11 protein-coding genes are annotated in these 18,099 nt (G+C 67.6%); 5 read left to right on the top strand and 6 right to left on the bottom strand.

The window, feature by feature from the left end:
- Positions 1-181: 181 nt before the first annotated feature.
- Positions 182-928 (bottom strand): 30S ribosomal protein S2, encoded by a 747-nt coding sequence (rpsB, locus tag ACREYQ_RS07410; RefSeq protein ID WP_432260098.1) that lies wholly within the window; start codon positions 926-928, stop codon positions 182-184.
- A gap of 350 nt (positions 929-1,278) precedes the next feature.
- Here rpsB and map point away from each other — a divergent pair, with 350 nt between their 5' ends.
- From map to ACREYQ_RS07395, 3 genes are all read left to right on the top strand, one after another.
- Complete coding sequence (map, locus tag ACREYQ_RS07405; protein ID WP_432260097.1) at positions 1,279-2,097, top strand: type I methionyl aminopeptidase; 819 nt, start codon at positions 1,279-1,281, stop codon at positions 2,095-2,097.
- 78 nt (positions 2,098-2,175) lie between these two features.
- Positions 2,176-4,758 carry a [protein-PII] uridylyltransferase gene (locus tag ACREYQ_RS07400; RefSeq protein ID WP_432260096.1) on the top strand — a complete coding sequence of 861 codons (2,583 nt, stop codon included), beginning with the start codon at positions 2,176-2,178 and terminating at the stop codon, positions 4,756-4,758.
- A gap of 22 nt (positions 4,759-4,780) precedes the next feature.
- A complete protein-coding gene (locus tag ACREYQ_RS07395) occupies positions 4,781-6,511 on the top strand; it encodes a pseudouridine synthase (protein ID WP_432260095.1) in 1,731 nt (576 codons plus the stop codon).
- A gap of 240 nt (positions 6,512-6,751) precedes the next feature.
- On the opposite strand, the gene def is transcribed toward ACREYQ_RS07395, so the two are convergent.
- The 4 genes from def to smc are packed head-to-tail and all read right to left on the bottom strand — an operon-like array spanning position 6,752 to position 14,279.
- Positions 6,752-7,285, bottom strand: a complete 534-nt coding sequence (def, locus tag ACREYQ_RS07390) for a peptide deformylase (protein ID WP_432260094.1) — start codon at positions 7,283-7,285, stop codon at positions 6,752-6,754.
- A gap of 14 nt (positions 7,286-7,299) precedes the next feature.
- Positions 7,300-9,429 carry an NAD-dependent DNA ligase LigA gene (gene ligA, locus ACREYQ_RS07385; protein WP_432260093.1) on the bottom strand — a complete coding sequence of 710 codons (2,130 nt, stop codon included), beginning with the start codon at positions 9,427-9,429 and terminating at the stop codon, positions 7,300-7,302.
- A 12-nt stretch (positions 9,430-9,441) separates the two neighbouring features.
- Positions 9,442-10,767 carry a cell division protein ZipA C-terminal FtsZ-binding domain-containing protein gene (locus tag ACREYQ_RS07380; protein ID WP_432260092.1) on the bottom strand — a complete coding sequence of 442 codons (1,326 nt, stop codon included), beginning with the start codon at positions 10,765-10,767 and terminating at the stop codon, positions 9,442-9,444.
- Positions 10,764-14,279, bottom strand: a complete 3,516-nt coding sequence (gene smc / locus ACREYQ_RS07375; RefSeq protein ID WP_432260091.1) for a chromosome segregation protein SMC — start codon at positions 14,277-14,279, stop codon at positions 10,764-10,766. The genes ACREYQ_RS07380 and smc overlap by 4 nt, the downstream gene beginning before the upstream one ends.
- 434 nt (positions 14,280-14,713) lie before the next feature.
- Between smc and ACREYQ_RS07370 the strand changes: the two genes are divergently transcribed.
- Entirely contained in the window at positions 14,714-15,541 is an 828-nt protein-coding gene (locus ACREYQ_RS07370; RefSeq protein ID WP_432260090.1) for a ferritin-like domain-containing protein, read from the top strand.
- An 11-nt stretch (positions 15,542-15,552) separates the two neighbouring features.
- Here the strand turns inward: ACREYQ_RS07370 and ACREYQ_RS07365 are convergent, their stop codons facing one another.
- The gene (locus ACREYQ_RS07365) at positions 15,553-16,521 is read right to left on the bottom strand and encodes a DMT family transporter (protein ID WP_432260089.1); all 969 of its coding nucleotides are present in this window, start codon (positions 16,519-16,521) and stop codon (positions 15,553-15,555) included.
- Between the two features lie 190 nt (positions 16,522-16,711).
- On the opposite strand from ACREYQ_RS07365, the gene dapC reads away from it, so the two are divergent.
- On the top strand, positions 16,712-17,911 hold the full coding sequence (dapC, locus tag ACREYQ_RS07360; RefSeq protein ID WP_432260088.1) for a succinyldiaminopimelate transaminase: 1,200 nt from the start codon (positions 16,712-16,714) through the stop codon (positions 17,909-17,911).
- Positions 17,912-18,099 lie beyond the last annotated feature (188 nt).

Below are 18,099 nucleotides of genomic sequence, written 5' to 3'. Positions count from 1 at the left end.
CAATATTCAAAAAAAGGGGGCGCCAGATGTGCCCCCTTTTTATTGCCCTTCCTGCCGGCTGCCGGCGTACCCCGGCTTTCGCCTTGCGCGCAGCCCGTGGTGACGGGCGGCAAGCGTTGCTTGTCTGTCTGGTGACGATGCGCGCTAGCGGGTTCCTTTCCGGCAATCAGGCGGCGGGCAATCAGCCTTCCTGCACTTCGACGAATTCGTCGTCGCCGCCGCGCGCGGCCTCGACCACTTCCTGCACCGCGTTGGCACGGCCTTCCAGGATCGCGTCAGCCACGCCGCGCACGTACAGGGCCACGGCCTTGCTCGAGTCGTCGTTGCCCGGGATCACGTAGTCGATGCCTTCCGGCGAGTGGTTGGTATCGACCACGCCGATCACCGGCACGCCCAGCTTGTTGGCTTCGGTCACGGCAATCTTGTGGTAGCCGACGTCGACCACGAAGATCGCGTCCGGCACGCCGCCCATGTCCTTGATGCCGCCGATCGACTTTTCCAGCTTCAGCATCTCGCGCTCGAACATCAGCGCTTCCTTCTTGCTCATGGTTTCCAGCGCGCCGGCTTCCTTGGCGGCTTCCATGTCCTTCAGGCGCTTGATCGAGGTCTTGACCGTCTTGAAGTTGGTCAGCATGCCGCCGAGCCAGCGGGCGTCGACGTAGGGCATGCCGGCACGGCCAGCTTCTTCAGCCAGGATTTCGCGCGACTGGCGCTTGGTGCCCACGAACAGGACGGTGCCGCGATTCGCTGCCAGCTGACGCACGTACTTCATTGCGTCCTGGAACATCGGCAGCGTCTTTTCGAGGTTGATGATGTGGATCTTGTTGCGATGGCCGAAGATGAAGGGGGCCATCTTCGGGTTCCAGAAGCGGGTCTGGTGGCCGAAGTGGCAACCGGCTTCCAGCATTTCGCGCATGGTAACGGACATGTAAATCTCCAAAGGGTTAGGTCTGAAGCCCGCCCCGACATTCCTGAAAAGGAACACCCCGGATAGGCGGGCCAGCGATTTCAAACGACCGCAGGAAAAATCCTGCAAAATAGCTGAGCTGGCGGACGCAATGCTGCGCCGCATCCAGATCAGCCCGCTATTGTAGCAACAAAAGTGCCGTCCGCTCAAGCCGCCCCCCCGGAGCCGCCCGGCGCCCAGCCGGTCCGCGAACCCGGCTGAGCGCGGCCCTGCATAAGCTGCGATCTGGTCCCGATGGTGCGATAATCCCACATTGATCTTTCGATTCCGGCGCGGCCAGTGGCCTCGCCATCACTTTCTGGCGACGCAGCATGAGCATTTACCTGAACACCGCCGAAGACATCGCCCAGATGCGCGTGGCTTGCCGCCTTGCCTCCGAAGTCCTCGACTACATCACGCCCTTCGTGCAGCCGGGCGTCACCACCGGCGAGCTGGACCGCCTCTGCCACGCCTATATGCGTGACGTGCAAGGCACCGTGCCGGCGCCGCTGAACTATGCGCCGCCGGGCTACCCGCCCTTCCCCGGCGCGATCTGCACCTCGGTCAACGACGTAATCTGCCACGGCATCCCCGGTGAGCGCGTGCTCAAGAGCGGCGATGCCATCAACCTGGACATCACCGTCATCACCAAGGAAGGCTACTACGGCGACACCAGCCGCATGTTCATCGTCGGCGAGGGCTCGATCCTGGCCAAGCGCCTGGCGCAGGTGACGTATGAATGCATGTGGAAGGGCATCGCACAGGTTCGCAACGGCGCCCGCCTGGGCGACATCGGCCATGCCATCCAGGTGCACGCCGAAGCCGCCGGCTACAGCGTGGTGCGCGAGTACTGCGGCCACGGCATCGGCAAGAACTTCCACGAAGACCCGCAGATCCTGCACTACGGCCGCCCCGGCACCGGCACCGAAATCAAGGCCGGCATGATCTTCACGGTGGAGCCGATGATCAACGCCGGCAAGCGCGATATCCGCACCATGCCCGACCAGTGGACGGTGAAGACCCGCGACCGCAGCCTGTCGGCGCAGTGGGAGCACACGGTGCTGGTCACCGAGACCGGCTACGAAGTGCTGACGGTGTCCGCCGGCACGCCGGCCCCGCCGGCCTTCGCCACCGATTCCGTGGCGGCCTGAAGCCGCACTGAAGCCAGGGGCGCCTGACCGGGCGCCCTTCTTTTTCCAGCCGTGCCCACGAACCTTTCCGCCACCCCCATGGACACCACGCCGGAACTGCTGCTGGCCGCGCGCGTGCGCGACCAGCTCAAAGCCGACAAGCAGGCGCTGTCTGCCGACTTCAACGCCAGCGCCAACGTCGGCACGCTGATCACGCGTCTGCGCCGCGCGGTCGACGCCGCGCTGATCGAGGCGTGGCGCGGACTGGAAATGCCCGCGGGCGCGGCACTGGTGGCGGTGGGCGGCTACGGCCGTGGCGAACTGTTCCCGTATTCGGACGTCGACGTGCTGCTGTTGCTGCCCGCCGAGCCCGACCACGACACCGCCAGCCGGCTGGAACGCTTTATCGGCCTGTGCTGGGACCTGGGCCTGGAGATCGGCTCGGCCGTGCGCACGGTGGACGACTGCGTGCGCGAATCGCGCCAGGACGTCACCATCCAGACCTCCTTGCTGGAAGCGCGGCTGCTGACCGGCAACCGCAAGCTGTTCGACGCGCTGCGCACCCGCTACCAGGCCGACCTGGATCCGGCCGCCTACTTCCAGGCCAAGCTGCTGGAAATGCGCCAGCGCCACGCCAAGTACCAGGACACACCCTACTCGCTCGAGCCCAACTGCAAGGAAAGCCCCGGCGGCCTGCGCGACCTGCAGGTGATCCTGTGGATGACCAAGGCCGCGAGCCTGGGCGACAGCTGGAAAGAACTGTTCGAGAAGGGCCTGCTCACGCGCCGCGAGGCCCAGGAACTGGCCCGCAACGAGCGCCTGCTGAAGACCATCCGTGCGCGCCTGCACCTGGTCGCCGGGCGCCGCCAGGATGTGCTGGTGTTCGACCTGCAGACCGCGCTGGCCGAGTCCTTCGGCTACCGGCAGAACGCCAACAAGCGCGCCAGCGAACAGCTGATGCGCCGCTACTACTGGGCCGCCAAGGCGGTCACGCAGCTCAACAGCGTGCTGCTGCTCAATATCGAGGCGATGCTGTTCCCGAGTGAGTCGCAGGTGACGCGCGTGCTCAACGAGCGCTTTGTCGAGCGCCAGGGCATGCTGGAAATCACCAGCGACGACGTCTACGAGCGCGATCCCCACGCCATCCTGGAAACCTTTCTGCTGTATGAGCGCACCCCCGGCGTGAAGGGCCTGTCGCCGCGCACGCTGCGCGGGCTCTACAACGCGCGCACGGTGATGAATGCGACCTGGCGCAACGACCCAGAGAACCGGCGCCTGTTCCTGGCGATCGTGCAGGAGCCGCAAGGCATCACCCATGCGCTGCGCCTGATGAACCAGACCAGCGTGCTGGGCCGCTACCTGATCAACTTCCGGCGCATTGTCGGCCAGATGCAGCACGACCTGTTCCACGTCTATACCGTGGACCAGCACATCCTGATGGTGGTGCGCAACATGCGCCGCTTCGCCATCGTCGAGCACACCCACGAGTTCCCGTTCTGCAGCCAGCTGATGGCCAGCTTCGACAAGCCCTGGGTGCTGTCGGTAGCGGCGCTGTTCCACGACATCGCCAAGGGCCGCGGCGGCGACCACTCAAAGCTCGGCACCACGGATGCACGCCGCTTCTGCAAGCAGCACGGCATTGCGCGCGAGGACACCGACCTGATCTGCTGGCTGGTCGAGAACCACCTGACCATGAGCCATGTGGCGCAGAAGCAGGACCTGACCGATCCGGAAGTGGTTCACGCCTTCGCGCGCGTAGTAGGCAACGAACGCTACCTGACCGCGCTCTACCTGCTGACCGTGGCCGATATCCGCGGCACCAGCCCAAAGGTGTGGAATGCGTGGAAGGGCAAGCTGCTGGAAGACCTGTACCACATCACGCTGCGCGTGCTGGGCGGCGCGCGCGTGGATTCGCATTCGCTGTGGTCGCAGCGCAAGGAAGACACCATCTCCGAGCTGCGCCTGAAGGCGTTCGACCCGGCGCTGGGCAAGTCCTTGTGGGCGCAACTCGACGTGGCCTTCTTCCTGCGCCACGATTCGCACGATATCGCCTGGCTCACGCGCCACCTGTACAACAAGGTCGACAGCCCCACGCCGGTGGTCAAGGCGCGCGTCTCGCCCGCCGGCGAAGGCCTGCAGGTGGCGGTCTACGTCAAGGACCAGCCCGACCTGTTCGCGCGCATCTGCGGCTACTTCGAGCGCAAGGCGTTCTCGATCCAGGACGCCAAGATCCACACCACGCGCCACGGCTACGCGCTGGACACGTTCCAGGTCACCGACCCGGGCATGGCCGGCGACGGCGGCAACTACCGCGACATCATCGCGCTGGTGGAGCACGAGCTGTGCGACCGACTGCTTCAGCAGGGCGCCCTGCCCGAGCCCACGCAGGGGCGGCTGTCGCGCCAGTCGCGCAGCTTCCCGATCAAGCCGCGCGTCGACCTGCGCCCGGACGAGCGCGGCCAGTATTACCTGCTGTCGCTGTCCGCCAACGACCGCACCGGCCTGCTGTACGCCATCGCCCGCGTACTGGCACGGCATCGCGTGTCCGTGCATACGGCACGCATCAACACCCTGGGCGAACGCGTCGAAGACGTGTTCCTGGTCGACGGCAGCCGCCTGGCCGCCGACAACCGATTGCAGATTCAGCTTGAACAGGACTTGCTCGCCGCCCTCGCCATCTGAGGCGGGCGGGCAGCATCAACATATGACCGACAGCAATTCGCCGAAGCGCAAGACGCTAGGCATCAAGGCCGCCAGCGACACCGGCACGGCCGCGCGCAAGACCGGCACCCGCCCCGTGCGCGTGTCCGACCTGAACCGCAAGCGCGTGCAGGCCGTCTCCGAAGGCATCAAGCGCGCCCAGCAGCGCGCCGGCGGCAAGACTGGCGGCCGTCCGGCCCAGGGCGAACCGCTGGCCGGCGCCGGCGAGCCGCGCAAGCCCCGCGCGCCGCGTCCCGCTGACGGCGAACGCCAGGCACGCCCGCGCCGGTTTGAAGGCGGCGAGTCGCGCCCACCGCGCCGCTTCGGCGATGACGACAACCGTCCCCGCCGTTATGGCGACGATCGCGGCGAGGCACGCCCGCGCCGTTTCGAAGGCAGCGAGTCGCGCCCGCCGCGCCGCTTCGGCGATGACGACAACCGTCCGCGCCGCACTGGCGACGATCGCGGCGAGGCACGCCCGCGCCGTTTCGAAGGCAGCGACTCGCGCCCGCCGCGCCGCTTCGGCGATGACGACAACCGTCCGCGCCGCACTGGCGACGATCGCGGCGAGGCAAGCTCGCGCCGTTTCGAAGGCAGCGACTCGCGCCCGCCGCGCCGCTTCGGCGACGACGACAACCGTCCCCGCCGCACCGGCGACGATCGCGGCGAGGCCCGTCCGCGCCGTTTCGAAGGCGGCGAGTCGCGCCCGCCGCGCCGTTTTGGCGATGACGACAACCGTCCCCGCCGCTTCGAAGGCGCCGACTCGCGTCCGCGCCGCTATGGCGATGACGACAAGCGCCCGCGCCCCGCGCCGTCGGGTGAGCGCCGCCGCGAAGGCACCGCACCGGCACGCCGCTTCAGCGACGCCGCCGACCGCATCCGCACCACCGGCCCGGCACGCCAGCAGGCACCGGCCGCGCGCCAGGAAAAGCCCGCGCCCGCCCGCGCCGAGTCCAGCCACGACGACGGCCTGGTGCGCCTGTCCAAGCGCATGTCCGAACTGGGCCTGTGCTCGCGCCGCGAGGCTGACGAATGGATCCCGCACGGCTGGGTGCTGGTCGACGGCAAGCCCGTGACCGAACTGGGCAGCCGCATCCGCCCCGACGCCGAGATCGAAATCATGCAGGAAGCGCGCTCGGAACAAGGCGAGCGCGTCACGGTGCTGCTGAACAAGCCGGTAGGCTACGTCTCCGGCCAGGCCGAAGACGGCTACGAGCCCGCCGCGGTGCTGTTCACCGCCGAGAACCAGTGGGAAGGCGACGCCACGCGCAAGCGCTTTGCCCCGTGGCAACGCAAGAGCCTGGCCCCCGCTGGCCGCCTCGATATCGACTCGACCGGCCTGCTGGTGCTGACGCAGGACGGCCGCGTCGCGCGCGCGCTGATCGGCGAAGATTCGACTGTCGAGAAGGAATACCTGGTGCGCGTGGTCTGGCACTCGCCGCAGGGTCCGGTCGAGCGCAACATCAGCGCGGAATTCCCCGCCGATGATCTGGAACTGCTGCGCCACGGCCTGTCGCTGGACGGCGTGCCGCTCAAGCCGGCCAAGGTGAGCTGGCAGAACGAGGAGCAACTGCGCTTCGTGCTGCGCGAAGGCCGCAAGCGCCAGATCCGTCGGATGTGCGAGCAGGTCGGGCTGCAGGTGGTGGGCCTGAAGCGCGTGCGCATGGGACGTGTCGTGCTGGGGGACCTGCCGCCGGGCAAGTGGCGGTTCCTGGGGCAGTTTGAGAAGTTCTGATTCCCGCATTGCCGACACAAAAAAAACCGGTCCACAGGACCTAATGCTGTTCAGTTAGCGACCGTCGTTCCCGCGCAGGCGGGAACCCAGTGACTTCATCCCCGAAGGGGACGTGAAAGACGCTGGATTCCCGCCTGCGCGGGAATGACGGTAGGGCTTGAGACCTTAACTGAACGGCATTAGTCCACAGGACCGGTTTTTTCCGCCTTGCGCGGCATCGATACCCCACCGCACAGATCTTCAATCGTCACTATTCGGCGGCAAATCCGGAAACAACACCTCCGTAAATCCAAACTGCCTGAAATCCTTGATCCGCATCGGATACAGGATCCCCAGCAGGTGGTCGCACTCATGCTGCACCACGCGCGCATGGAAGCCCTCAGCCACGCGCTCGATGCGGTTGCCCGTCAGGTCGTAGCCGCTGTACTTCAGCCGCAGGTGGCGCGGCACCACGCCGCGCAGGCCGGGGACTGACAGGCAGCCTTCCCAGCCGTCCTCCATCTCGTCGGACTGCATCTCCAGTACCGGGTTGATCAGCACCGTCTTGGGCACGGTGGGGGCGTCCGGGTAGCGCGGGTTGCGGTCGAAGCCGAAGATCACCACCTGCAGGTCCACGCCGATCTGCGGGGCGGCGAGGCCGGCGCCGTTGGCGTGGTCCATGGTGTCGAACATGTCTTCGATCAGCGTGCGCAGTTCGGGCGTGTTGAAGCGTTCCACCGGACGCGCCACCTGCAGCAGGCGCGGATCGCCCATTTTGAGAATCTCGCGGATCATGGTTGTTTCCCCGGTTATTCCTGGGCCGGCGCGGCGCCGGCCTCTGCCAGCAGCGCCAGCAAGCCGGCCTCGTCCAGCACCGGCACGCCCAGCGCCTCGGCCTTGTCGAGCTTGCTGCCTGCCTCTGCGCCCGCGACGACGTAGTCGGTCTTCTTCGATACCGAACCCGCCACCTTGGCGCCGGCGGCTTCCAGCAGTTCCTTGGCGTCCTCGCGCGACAGGGTGGGCAACGTGCCCGTCAGCACGAAAGTCTTGCCCGACAGCGGCGCCGGGGCCTTGGCCACGGGCTCGCTTTCCGTCCAGTGTACGCCCGCGGCGCGCAGTTGTTCGATGACCTCGACGTTGTGCGGCTCGGCGAAGAAGTGCGCGATCGACTGCGCCACCACCGGGCCGACGTCATTCACCTCCAGCAGCGCCGCTTCGTCGGCCGCCATCAGCGCATCCAGCTTGCCGAAATGCTTTGCGAGGTCCTTGGCGGTGGCTTCGCCCACATGGCGGATGCCGAGCGCGAAGATAAAGCGGTTCATGGTGGTCGCGCGCGACGTGTCGATCGCCGCCACCAGGTTGGCCGCCGACTTGTCCGCCATGCGCTCCAGCGCGGCCAGCTTGGCCACGCCCAGCTTGAACAGATCTGCCGGCGTGCGCACGATGCCGTGGTCGACCAGTTGTTCGACCAGCTTGTCGCCCAGCCCTTCGATATCCATGGCGCGCCGCTGTGCGAAATGCAGCAGCGACTGCTTGCGCTGCGCCGCGCAGATCAGGCCGCCGGTGCAGCGGGCGATGGCTTCGTCCTCGAGCTTCTCGATATGCGAGCCGCACACCGGGCAGGCGGTCGGCATCACGAACGCGCGCGCATCGGCCGGGCGGCGCTCGGTCACCACGCCGACCACTTCGGGAATCACGTCGCCGGCGCGGCGCACGATCACGGTGTCGCCGATATGCACGTCCTTGCGGCGGATCTCGTCCTCGTTGTGCAGCGTGGCGTTGGTCACGGTCACGCCGCCGACGAAGACGGGCTTGAGCCGCGCCACCGGCGTGATCGCGCCGGTGCGGCCGACCTGCACCTCGATGTCCTCGACGATGGTGGTCATTTCCTGCGCCGGGAACTTGTGCGCCAACGCGAAGCGCGGTGCGCGCGAGACAAAGCCCAGGCGCTCCTGGTCGGCCAGTGCATTGACCTTGTAGACCACGCCGTCGATGTCGTACGGCAGCGCGCCGCGGCGCTGGCCGATATCGCGATAGAAGTCCAGCAGCCCCTGCGCGCCCTTCACCACCGCGCGATCCTTGCACACCGGCAGGCCCAGCGCGGCAAAGCCGTCGAGCATGGCGCTGTGGGTGGGTGGGCGGTCCACGCCCTGCAACTCACCCAGGCCGTACGCAAAGAACGACAGCGGCCGCTTTGCGGTGATGCGCGGATCGAGCTGGCGCAGGCTGCCCGCGGCGGCGTTGCGCGGGTTGACGAAGGTCTTCTCGCCAGCTTCTGCCTGGCGCTCGTTGAGCTTGTCGAAGTCGCGGCGGAACATGAAGACCTCGCCGCGCACTTCCAGCACCGCGGGCGCCTGGCCGCGCAGCTTCAGCGGGATCGCCTTGATGGTGCGCACGTTGACGGTGACGTCCTCGCCGGTCTCGCCATCGCCGCGGGTGGCGGCCTGCACCAGGCGGCCATCCTCATAGCGCAGCGACATGGCCAGGCCGTCGAACTTCAGCTCGCAGGCGTACTCGACCGCGTCGGCGGTGCTGAACAGGTCCGGCTCGCCGGTGGCGGGCGCGGTGCGCCCCAGGCCCTGCGCGCAGCGGCGGTCGAAGTTCAGCACGTCCTCGTCGGCGAAGCCGTTGTTGAGCGACAGCATCGGCATGCGGTGACGCACCGAGTCGAAGGCTGACAGCGGCTCGCCGCCGACGCGCTGCGTGGGCGAGTCCGGCGTCTGGAGTTCGGGATGCTCCAGCTCCAGGCCCTGCAGTTCGCAGAACAGCGCGTCATATTCCGCATCCGGAATGGTCGGCGCGTCGAGCACGTAATACTGGTAATTGTGGCGGTCGAGTTCGTCGCGCAGCCAGGCCACGCGCCTGGCTGCGGCTTCGGGCGGCAAGGCGCCGACGGGCGCGGAGGCATCTGCCTGCGCGCCGCGGTGTGTTGCGGTCATGGCAGGCTCCGGCTAGTTGCTGAACAGGCGCAGCGCCACCGACGACCCGGCCGGCATGCCGCGCGCTTCCAGCTTGTTATACAGCGTTTCAAGCTGGCTGAAGATTGCGACGAACGAGGCTTCGGTCAGCGGCCGCATATTGTCGTCGACCAGCTGCGCGCCCATGCGCTGGGCCAGCGTGTGGCCGTACTCGCACACCGTCTTGAACGGCCTGGCGGCCTGGTCGGCCACCGGCACGTCGAGCAGCAGCGTGATCTGGCGGCCAGCCTTGACGGTCAGGTCGTCGCGCAGGAAGTTGGTGTCGCCGAACTGCAGCGTGAACAGCGGACGCTGCACGCCCTCGGCGTTGGCCTGGTAGCGGATAAAGCGGGTGCCGTCGCGCGACAGCACCAGCCCGTCCTGCGTGGCCACGTTCTGCACATAGGCCGCCGACCACGGCGCGCCATCCGAGATCACGTTGACGCCCAGCTGCACGTCGCAGCCGGCGGCAAAGCCATCCAGCTCGCGTGCATTGGCCACGGTCTCGCTCATGTCCGGCAGGTCGGCGGAGGCGTCGAGCGATTCGGCCAGCGACTCCACCGCGGTGACGAATTCCGAGAACTCGAGCGCGTTGAGCGGGCCGCCGCGGTTGGCCAGTTGCACGCCGACCTGCAGGTCTTCGTACTGATGGCCGGCGGTCACCGGCTCCCATGCATTGGCTTCGATGCGCAGGCCCTCGATATGGACCGGCTTGGTGCCGGCGCGGCGCAGCCGGCCGGTCAGCGGCAGGATGCGGTCGCCGGAAGCCTTGCGCTCCAGGTGCAGCGGCACGATGCAGTCGATCAGCGGATCGATCACGGCCGGCGCGGGCTGGCCGTCCGGCACGGCCGCGACCGGAGCCGGCGCGGGGGCTGGGACAGGCGCTGGCGCGGGTGCCGGGGCCGCTGCAGATTCAGCGTCGCCTTCGTCGTCACCCACGTGCGACGCCGCGGCCGCGACCGCCACTTCTTCGGCGACGGTTTCGTCGGCATCGGCCGTGCTTGCGGCGGCCGCAGCGGCGGCGGCCACACGGCTGTTGTCAGTCACCGCCGCGGCGCTGGCCTTGGCTGTCGCCTGCGACAGGGTCGGCTCGCGCCGCGGTGGCTGCTCGGCAGCGGCTTCATGCAGGCGCGCGGCGGTTTCCGGTGCGGTGCTCTGCCCGACCACCGGCTCGCGCATCGGCGGCAGGTCGTCTTCCGGGCTCAGCTCGCGCGGGCGGCGCGCCTTGCGGATCTGCCACTGGTTGTAGCCGAACACCAGTACCACGAAAACCACGCCCGCGACGATCAGTGCGGTCTGCAGGTCCATGTTCAGGCTCATGCTGCCTCCGCCATCGAAACCGCCGCGTCCATATCCACGGCCACGATACGCGAAACGCCCTGCTCCTGCATGGTCACGCCAATGAGTTGATGAGCCATTTCCATGGCAATCTTGTTATGTGAGATGAAAACGAATTGAGTCTTGTCCGACATGCGCGCCACCATATTGGCGTAGCGTTCGGTGTTGGCGTCGTCCAGCGGCGCGTCCACCTCGTCCAGCAGGCAGAACGGCGCCGGGTTGAGCTGGAACATGGCGAACACCAGCGCGATCGCGGTCAGCGCCTTCTCGCCGCCCGACAGCAGGTGGATGGTCGAGTTCTTCTTGCCCGGGGGCTGCGCCATCACCTGCACGCCGGCGTCGAGGATTTCCTCGCCGGTCATGATCAGGCGCGCCTGGCCGCCGCCGAACAGCGACGGGAACAGCTCGCCGAAATGGTGGTTGACCTGGTCGAAGGTGCCCTGCAGCAGCGCGCGGGTTTCCTGGTCGATCTTGGCGATCGCGTCTTCCAGCGTGTTGATGGCGTCGTTCAGGTCGGCCGACTGCGCATCGAGGAAGGTCTTGCGCTCGCGCGCCGCGGCCAGTTCGTCGAGCGCGGCCATGTTGACCGGGCCCAGCGCGTTGATGGCGTTGTTGATGCGCGTGACTTCGCCCTGCAGGTACGACGGCTTCAGGTCGCCGGTCAGCTTGTCCACCAGCGCGGCCTCGTCCACCTGGGCAGTGGTCAGTTGCTCGCTGAACTGCTCCTGGTTCAGGCGCGCGGCCTGTTCCTTGAGCTGCAGTTCGGTGATGCGGTCGCGCAGCGGCTGCAGGCTGCGCTCGGCGGCCAGGCGCTGTTCGTCGAACTGGCGCAGCTGTGCCGACAGCGCATCCAGCTCGGTGCGCGCGATGGTGAGCTTCTCTTCCTTCCCGGCGCGGCGCTCCAGCGCTTCCTGCAGGCCGGTATGCGCGGTCTGCTCGTTGATGGTCTCCAGTTCGGCGCGCGCGTTTTCCAGCGATTCGGCAATGCGTTCGGCCTGGTCGGCGGCGACCTGGATATTGCGGCGCAGCTCGTCGATGCGGCTGGCCAGGTTGCGCTCCGCAAAGAGCGCTTCCTGCGCGGCGCGCTCGAAGTCGCGCAGCTGGTGGCGCGCACCCGAGAGCTTGCTGTCCAGCGCCTCGAAGGCCATCTGCTGGTCTTCGTGGGTGGCCTGCATCTCGGCCAGCGCGGCGTCGTGCTGCTCGAAGCTGGCCTCGGATTCGGCGCGGATGGCGCGTTGCTCTTCAATCTGTGCGTGGATCTCGTCCAGTTCCTCGCGGATCTGGCCGCTGCGCGCGGAATAGCGCTCCATTGCCTGCGACAGCTTGAGCACGTCCATCTGCAGCGCGTGCACGCGGCGGGTGGCCTGCTCGGCGCGGCTGCGGGCATCGCCCAGGCCCTGGCTGGCCTGGGTGTAGGCCGCTTCCGCACGCACGGCCTGGGTCTTGGCTTCGTCGGACAGCAGCAGTTGCGCGCGTGCCTGCTTCTGCAGGTTTTCGATTTCCTGCTCGCGCGCCAGCATGCCGGCCTGCTCGGAATCGGCGGCGTAGATCTGGATGGCGTTGCGGCCCACCACGTGGCCTTCGGCCACGACAAACGACGCGCCGTCAGGCAGCGTGTTGCGCGCGGCCAGCGCCTGCGCCATGTCGGCGGCGACGTAGATATCGGCCAGCCAGTCCTGCATCACCGCGCGGATGCCCGGCTCGGTGATCTGCACCAGCGACATCAGCGGGCGCAGGCCGGCAGGCGTTTCCAGCGGACGGGCCGCGGCCGGCGGCGAATAGAACGCCAGCTTGGCCGGCGGCGCGTCGGACAGGAAGGCCTTGACCCAGTCCAGGTTCGACACTTCCAGCGCGGCCAGCTTTTCGCGCAGCACGGATTCGAGCGCGTTTTCCCAGCCCGGCTCGATATGGACCTTCTTCCACAGGCGCGGCAGCTCGGCCAGTTCATGCCTGGCCAGCCACGGCTGCACCTTGCCGTCGGTCTGCACGTTCGCCTGCAGCTGGCGCAGCGCCGACAGGCGCGCCTCCAGCGTGGCGATGGCGGCGGCTTCGCTGTGCACGCGCGCCTGCGCGGCGCGGCGTTCTTCGTCCAGGCGCGGCACGTTCTCTTCTGCGTCGGCCAGCACGGCCTGGGCTTCTTCGACCAGCGCTTCCTGCTCGGCCAGCTCGGCGCGGGCCTGCTCCAGGCGGGTCTCGTCGGGGCGGTCCAGGCCCTTTTCTTCCGCCGACAGGCGTTCGCGGCGCTGTTCCAGCTGCTGCAGCATCTGGTCGGCGCTGCGCTGCTGCGCGGCTTCCAGCTTCAGCGCCTGCTCGGCCTGCATGATGCCGGCACGCTGCTCGTTCAGCAGTTGCTGGGCATCGCGCCATTGCGCTTCCAGCGTCGGCAGTTCGTCGTTCTTGTGGGCGACGGCTTCCTGCGCCTCGACGGTGCGGCCTTCGGCCACGGCCAGGTTTTCCTCGGCCTGCGCCAGTTCGTCGGTGGCCTGTCCGGCCTTGCCCTGCCACTGCTCGCGTTGCGCGGTCAGCGCGGCGATCTGGGCCTGCACGCGGTTGCGCGATTCCACCACGTAGCGGATCTCGGCTTCCAGCTTGCTGACTTCGGCATTGGCTTCGTACAGTGCGCCCTGCGCGGCGTGCATGCCGTCGGATGCGGCGTAATGCGCGGCGCGCATGGTTTCGAGTTCGGCCTCGACATGGCGCAGCTGCGCGGTCTGCGCTTCCAGGTCGATCTGGGCCTGCTCGATGGCGCGCTGGTGGCGTTCCTGCTCCTGCAGAGCCTCGCGCTTGCGCAGCAGCCACAGCAGGTGCTGCTTCTCTTCGCCGTCGGCCTGCAGCGTCTTGAAGCGCTGCGCCACCTCGGCCTGGCCCTCCAGCTTCTCGAGGTTGCTGCCGAGTTCGCGCAGGATGTCTTCCACGCGGGTCAGGTTCTCGCGCGTGTCGGACAGGCGGTTCTCGGTCTCGCGGCGGCGTTCCTTGTACTTGGACACGCCCGCGGCTTCTTCGAGGAAGATGCGCATGTCATCGGGCTTGGCCTCGATGATGCGCGAGATCATGCCCTGCCCGATGATGGCGTAGGCGCGCGGCCCCAGGCCCGTGCCCAGGAAGATGTCCTGGATGTCGCGCCGGCGCACCGGCTGGTTGTTGATGTAGTAGGACGAGGTGCCGTCGCGGGTCAGCACCCGCTTGACCGCGACTTCGGCGTACTGGCTCCACTGGCCGGCGGCGCGGCCCTCGGCGTTGTCGAACACCAGCTCGACGCTGGCCCGGCCGGCCTGCTTGCGCGCAGTGGAGCCGTTGAAGATGACGTCCTGCATGGATTCGCCGCGCAGCTCGGACGCGCGTGACTCACCCAGCACCCAGCGCACCGCATCGATGATGTTGGATTTGCCGCAGCCGTTGGGACCTACGATGCCGACCAGTTGGCCGGGCACTTGAAAATTGGTGGGATCGACGAATGACTTGAAGCCCGCCAGCTTGATCGAGGATAGTCGCACGGTTTCTCGTGTGGTATCGGCCACTCCGGTATCGGAACCGGACCTGGCCTGGTATCGGGGCTATTGCACTGTTCAGAAAGCCGGGCTGCGCGGAAGCCGGCGCGGCGTGACGCCAGCACCTCAAAATACCCCTCGAGCCCGAGAATTGGGGCTAATCATACCATCGCAGATGCCTTCGCCGGCCCGTTTGCCGGTCGCCCCGGCGTCATATCCCATGGCGGATTTCCCTTGCTATTCCGCCCCTTACAAGCGATTGCGCAAGCACTTTGGCAGGCGCCGCAAGCAACGTCAGCCGACATCGCCCGTCAATCGTTGGGAAACTAACTAGGGTAAATGCTAGTCTGTGATCAGATGGCGTGACTTCGGATGCCCTCCTAAGCCGCACGCCCGTCAATGCGCCCCTCGCAGCCTTTGGCCAACCAGGAGGACAGAGCATGAGTGAACCGTCAGCGGCCGCCCGACCGTGGTCCGTCAGCGACATCGATTACCAGGCGATCGACGTGGAGCGCGTGCGCGGCGACCGCGACCTGTTCTACCTGCTGGTGTCGGCCTCGTTTATCGAGAGCGGCTCCGACACCTATGCCGGTAACCTCGCCACTTACTACGCCCGGGTGCCGGACGCCGCCGGCTGGCTTGCCGAGCACTGGGAAGCCGAGGAATTGCAGCACGGGCTGGCGCTGCGGCGCTATGTCGAGCATGTCTGGCCGGAATTCGACTGGGAGCGCGGCTATGCGCGCTTCTTCGACGAGTACAGCAAGACCTGCTCGATCGACCAGTTCGAGCCGACCGAGGCGCTGGAAATGGCGGCCCGCTGCGTGGTGGAAACCGGCACCGCCGCGTATTACCGCGCGCTGGAACAGGCCAGCGACGAGCCGGTGCTGCGCGACCTGACGCGGCGCATCGCCAACGACGAGGTGCGGCACTACAAGCACTTCTACCAGTTCTTCAACCGCTTTGCGGCATCGGAGCGGCTTGGCCGGCTGCGGGTGCTGGGCGCACTGGCGCGCCGGCTGCTGGAGATCAAGAACGAAGACGCCACGATCGCACTGCGCAACGTGCTGCGCATGGAGCGCGGCGTGGAGGCGGTGTCGGAAGCCGAGGTGCGCGCGCTCAATACGCGCGTGTCCGGCGTGATCCGGCGCAATATCCCCATCGAGATGACGGTGAAGATGCTGCTGCGGCCGCTGCATCTGCACCGCGGCGTGGAGCGCGCGGTGCGGACACCGCTGGTGGCGATGGTGTCGCGGGTCATGCTGCACTGACCCGCGCCAGATTAGTTACACGCAGCAGCCTCGGCATGCGCCTGGGCCGGCGCCGGGGAGCGGCTGCGGTGCACCAGCCCCGACAAGGCGCCCGCGGCGATGATGCACAGGCCACCGGCCGCCTCCTTCCAGCTCAGCATCTCGGTCGCCAGCCACCACGACGACACCGCGGCAATCACGATCTCGAACAGCATCAGCAGCGACACGCGATTGGCCGGCAGCCGCTGCAGCCCGTACTGCACCACCGAGTTGCTGACCACCAGCACCGCCGCCAGGCCCAGCACCAGCAGGCCCACGCTGACCTGCGCCCCCGGGACGATCGTCACCGACGGGCCATCGAGCAGCAGCGCGGCCGGCACCCCGACCACCGTGCAGCCCAGATAGACCACCACCGTGCGCACGCGCGCGTCCATGTCCGGAAAGCGCTGGCCGGCGCGGCGCGACAGCACGTTGTTGACGGCAAAGCCCATGCCGCCGATCAGGCCCGACCATTCGGCGGCGGAGCCCGGCAGCGGCACGCCGACCTCGGGCGTCCACAGCATCAGCCCGGCGCCAAACAGGGCCAGCGCCACCAGCGACAACCCGGCTGCCGCCAGCCGCTCGCCCAGGAACAGCCGGGCGAACAAGGCGGTCCACACCGGGGTCAGGTAGAACAGCAGCAGCACGCGCATCACATGGCCGTTGACGCTGCCCCAGACGAAGCCGGCATTGGTCACCCCCGCGGCCAGCCCGATCGCGACGAACAGCCAGTGCGGGCGCAGGCCTGCCAGGTGCCGGCGAAAGGCCAGCAGCGACAGGATGGCCGCGACCGAGCTGACCAGCGCCGCCGCGTGCATGCCGCCAAGGCCCCAGCCCGCCAGCACACGGTATGGGAACCAGGCGATGCCCCAGACCGAGGCGCCGATCAGGATGGAAAGCGATGCCTTGACCGCATGGCGGTCGGCCGGCGCATGCTGCGCCGCAACAGTATTTGTGCTCATGAAGGGAATCCGTGCAAGGCAAGCCGGGCCACCGGCCAATGGCAGGCAGGGTCCGGACGGCGCCGGCGGCATCACTGTGGCGTGATGCCCGCCATCCGTGCCCACGGCCGGCCGCGCAGGCCAGGCCGGCGCACGGAAACCCGCGCCGTTCCTCTATAATGCGTCGTTTTAACCGGCCCCGACTGACACTGTGAATCCGCGCCTCGACCTGCTCCAGCCCTACCCGTTCGAGAAACTGCGGGTGCTCTTTGCGCAGGTGAAGCCTGCCGACAAGCCGGCCATCAGCTTTGGCATTGGTGAACCCAAGCACCCGACGCCTGAATTCATCAAGCAAGCGCTGGCAGAGTCGCTCGCGGGGCTGGCGAATTATCCCACAACCGCCGGTTCCGATGCACTACGACAGTGCATTGCCAGCTGGCTGGAGCACCGCTACGGCCTGCCCAACGTCAACCCCGCCACCGAGGTGCTGCCGGTAACCGGCTCGCGCGAGGCGCTGTTCGCCTTTGCCCAGACCGTGGTCGACGGCACCCGCCCGGGCGCGCTGGTGCTGTGCCCCAACCCGTTCTACCAGATCTATGAAGGCGCGGCGCTGCTGGCCGGCGCCACCCCGGTATTCGCCAACAGCGACCCGGCGCGCAACTTCACCCCGGCCTTCGACCGCATCGCCGACGAGGTCTGGCAGAAGGTGCAGCTGCTGTTCGTGTGCACGCCCGGCAACCCGACCGGCGCGGTGCTGTCGCTGGAAGACTGGAAGCAGCTGTTTGCACTGTCGGACCGCTACGGCTTTGTGATCGCCTCGGACGAGTGCTATTCCGAGATCTATTTCGACGAAGGCCGCGCGCCGCTGGGTGCGCTGGAAGCCGCGCACAAGCTGGGCCGTGGTTTTGAGCGGCTGGTGATGTTCTCCAGCCTGTCCAAGCGCTCCAACGTGCCGGGCCTGCGCTCGGGCTTCGTCGCCGGCGATGCCGCGCTGCTGAAGAAATTCCTGCTATACCGTACCTATCACGGCGGCGCCATGAACCCCGCCGTGCAGAGCGCCAGCATCGCCGCCTGGAACGACGAGGCCCACGTGCGCGAGAACCGCGCCGCCTATGTGCGCAAGTTCAGCGAAGTCACGCCGATGCTGGCCGAAGTGCTGGACGTCGCGCTGCCCGATGCAGGCTTCTACCTTTGGGCCGATGTCTCGCGCACGGGCCTGAGCGATACGGAATTCGCTGCGCGCTTGCTGGCGGAGCAAAACGTGACCGTGCTGCCTGGCAGTTACCTGGCGCGCGAGGCCGATGGCATCAACCCCGGGGCCAACCGCGTGCGCATGGCGCTGGTGGCCACGCCGGAGGAATGCCTGGAAGGCGCACGGCGGATTGTCGAATTCTGCAAATCGCTGGGCTGAGGCATGCATCCGGCTGATTGTGTTCTCCCTCTCCCCTCAGGGGGATAGGGCCGGGGTGAGGGGTGGTTTAGCAAGGCACCACGCCGTCAGAACCGCCCGCCCTCACCCCCAGCCCCTCTCCCGCATGCGGGAGAGGGGAGCAAACAAGTGGTCGAGACAGACGACAAACGCTCGGACAGACCCGAACA

The sequence above is a fragment of the Cupriavidus sp. TMH.W2 genome (assembly GCF_050847365.1).
Lineage (GTDB): Bacteria > Pseudomonadota > Gammaproteobacteria > Burkholderiales > Burkholderiaceae > Cupriavidus.
The sequence above is the reverse complement of the archived record's forward strand: the minus strand, read 5'-3'. Positions and strand labels throughout refer to the sequence as shown.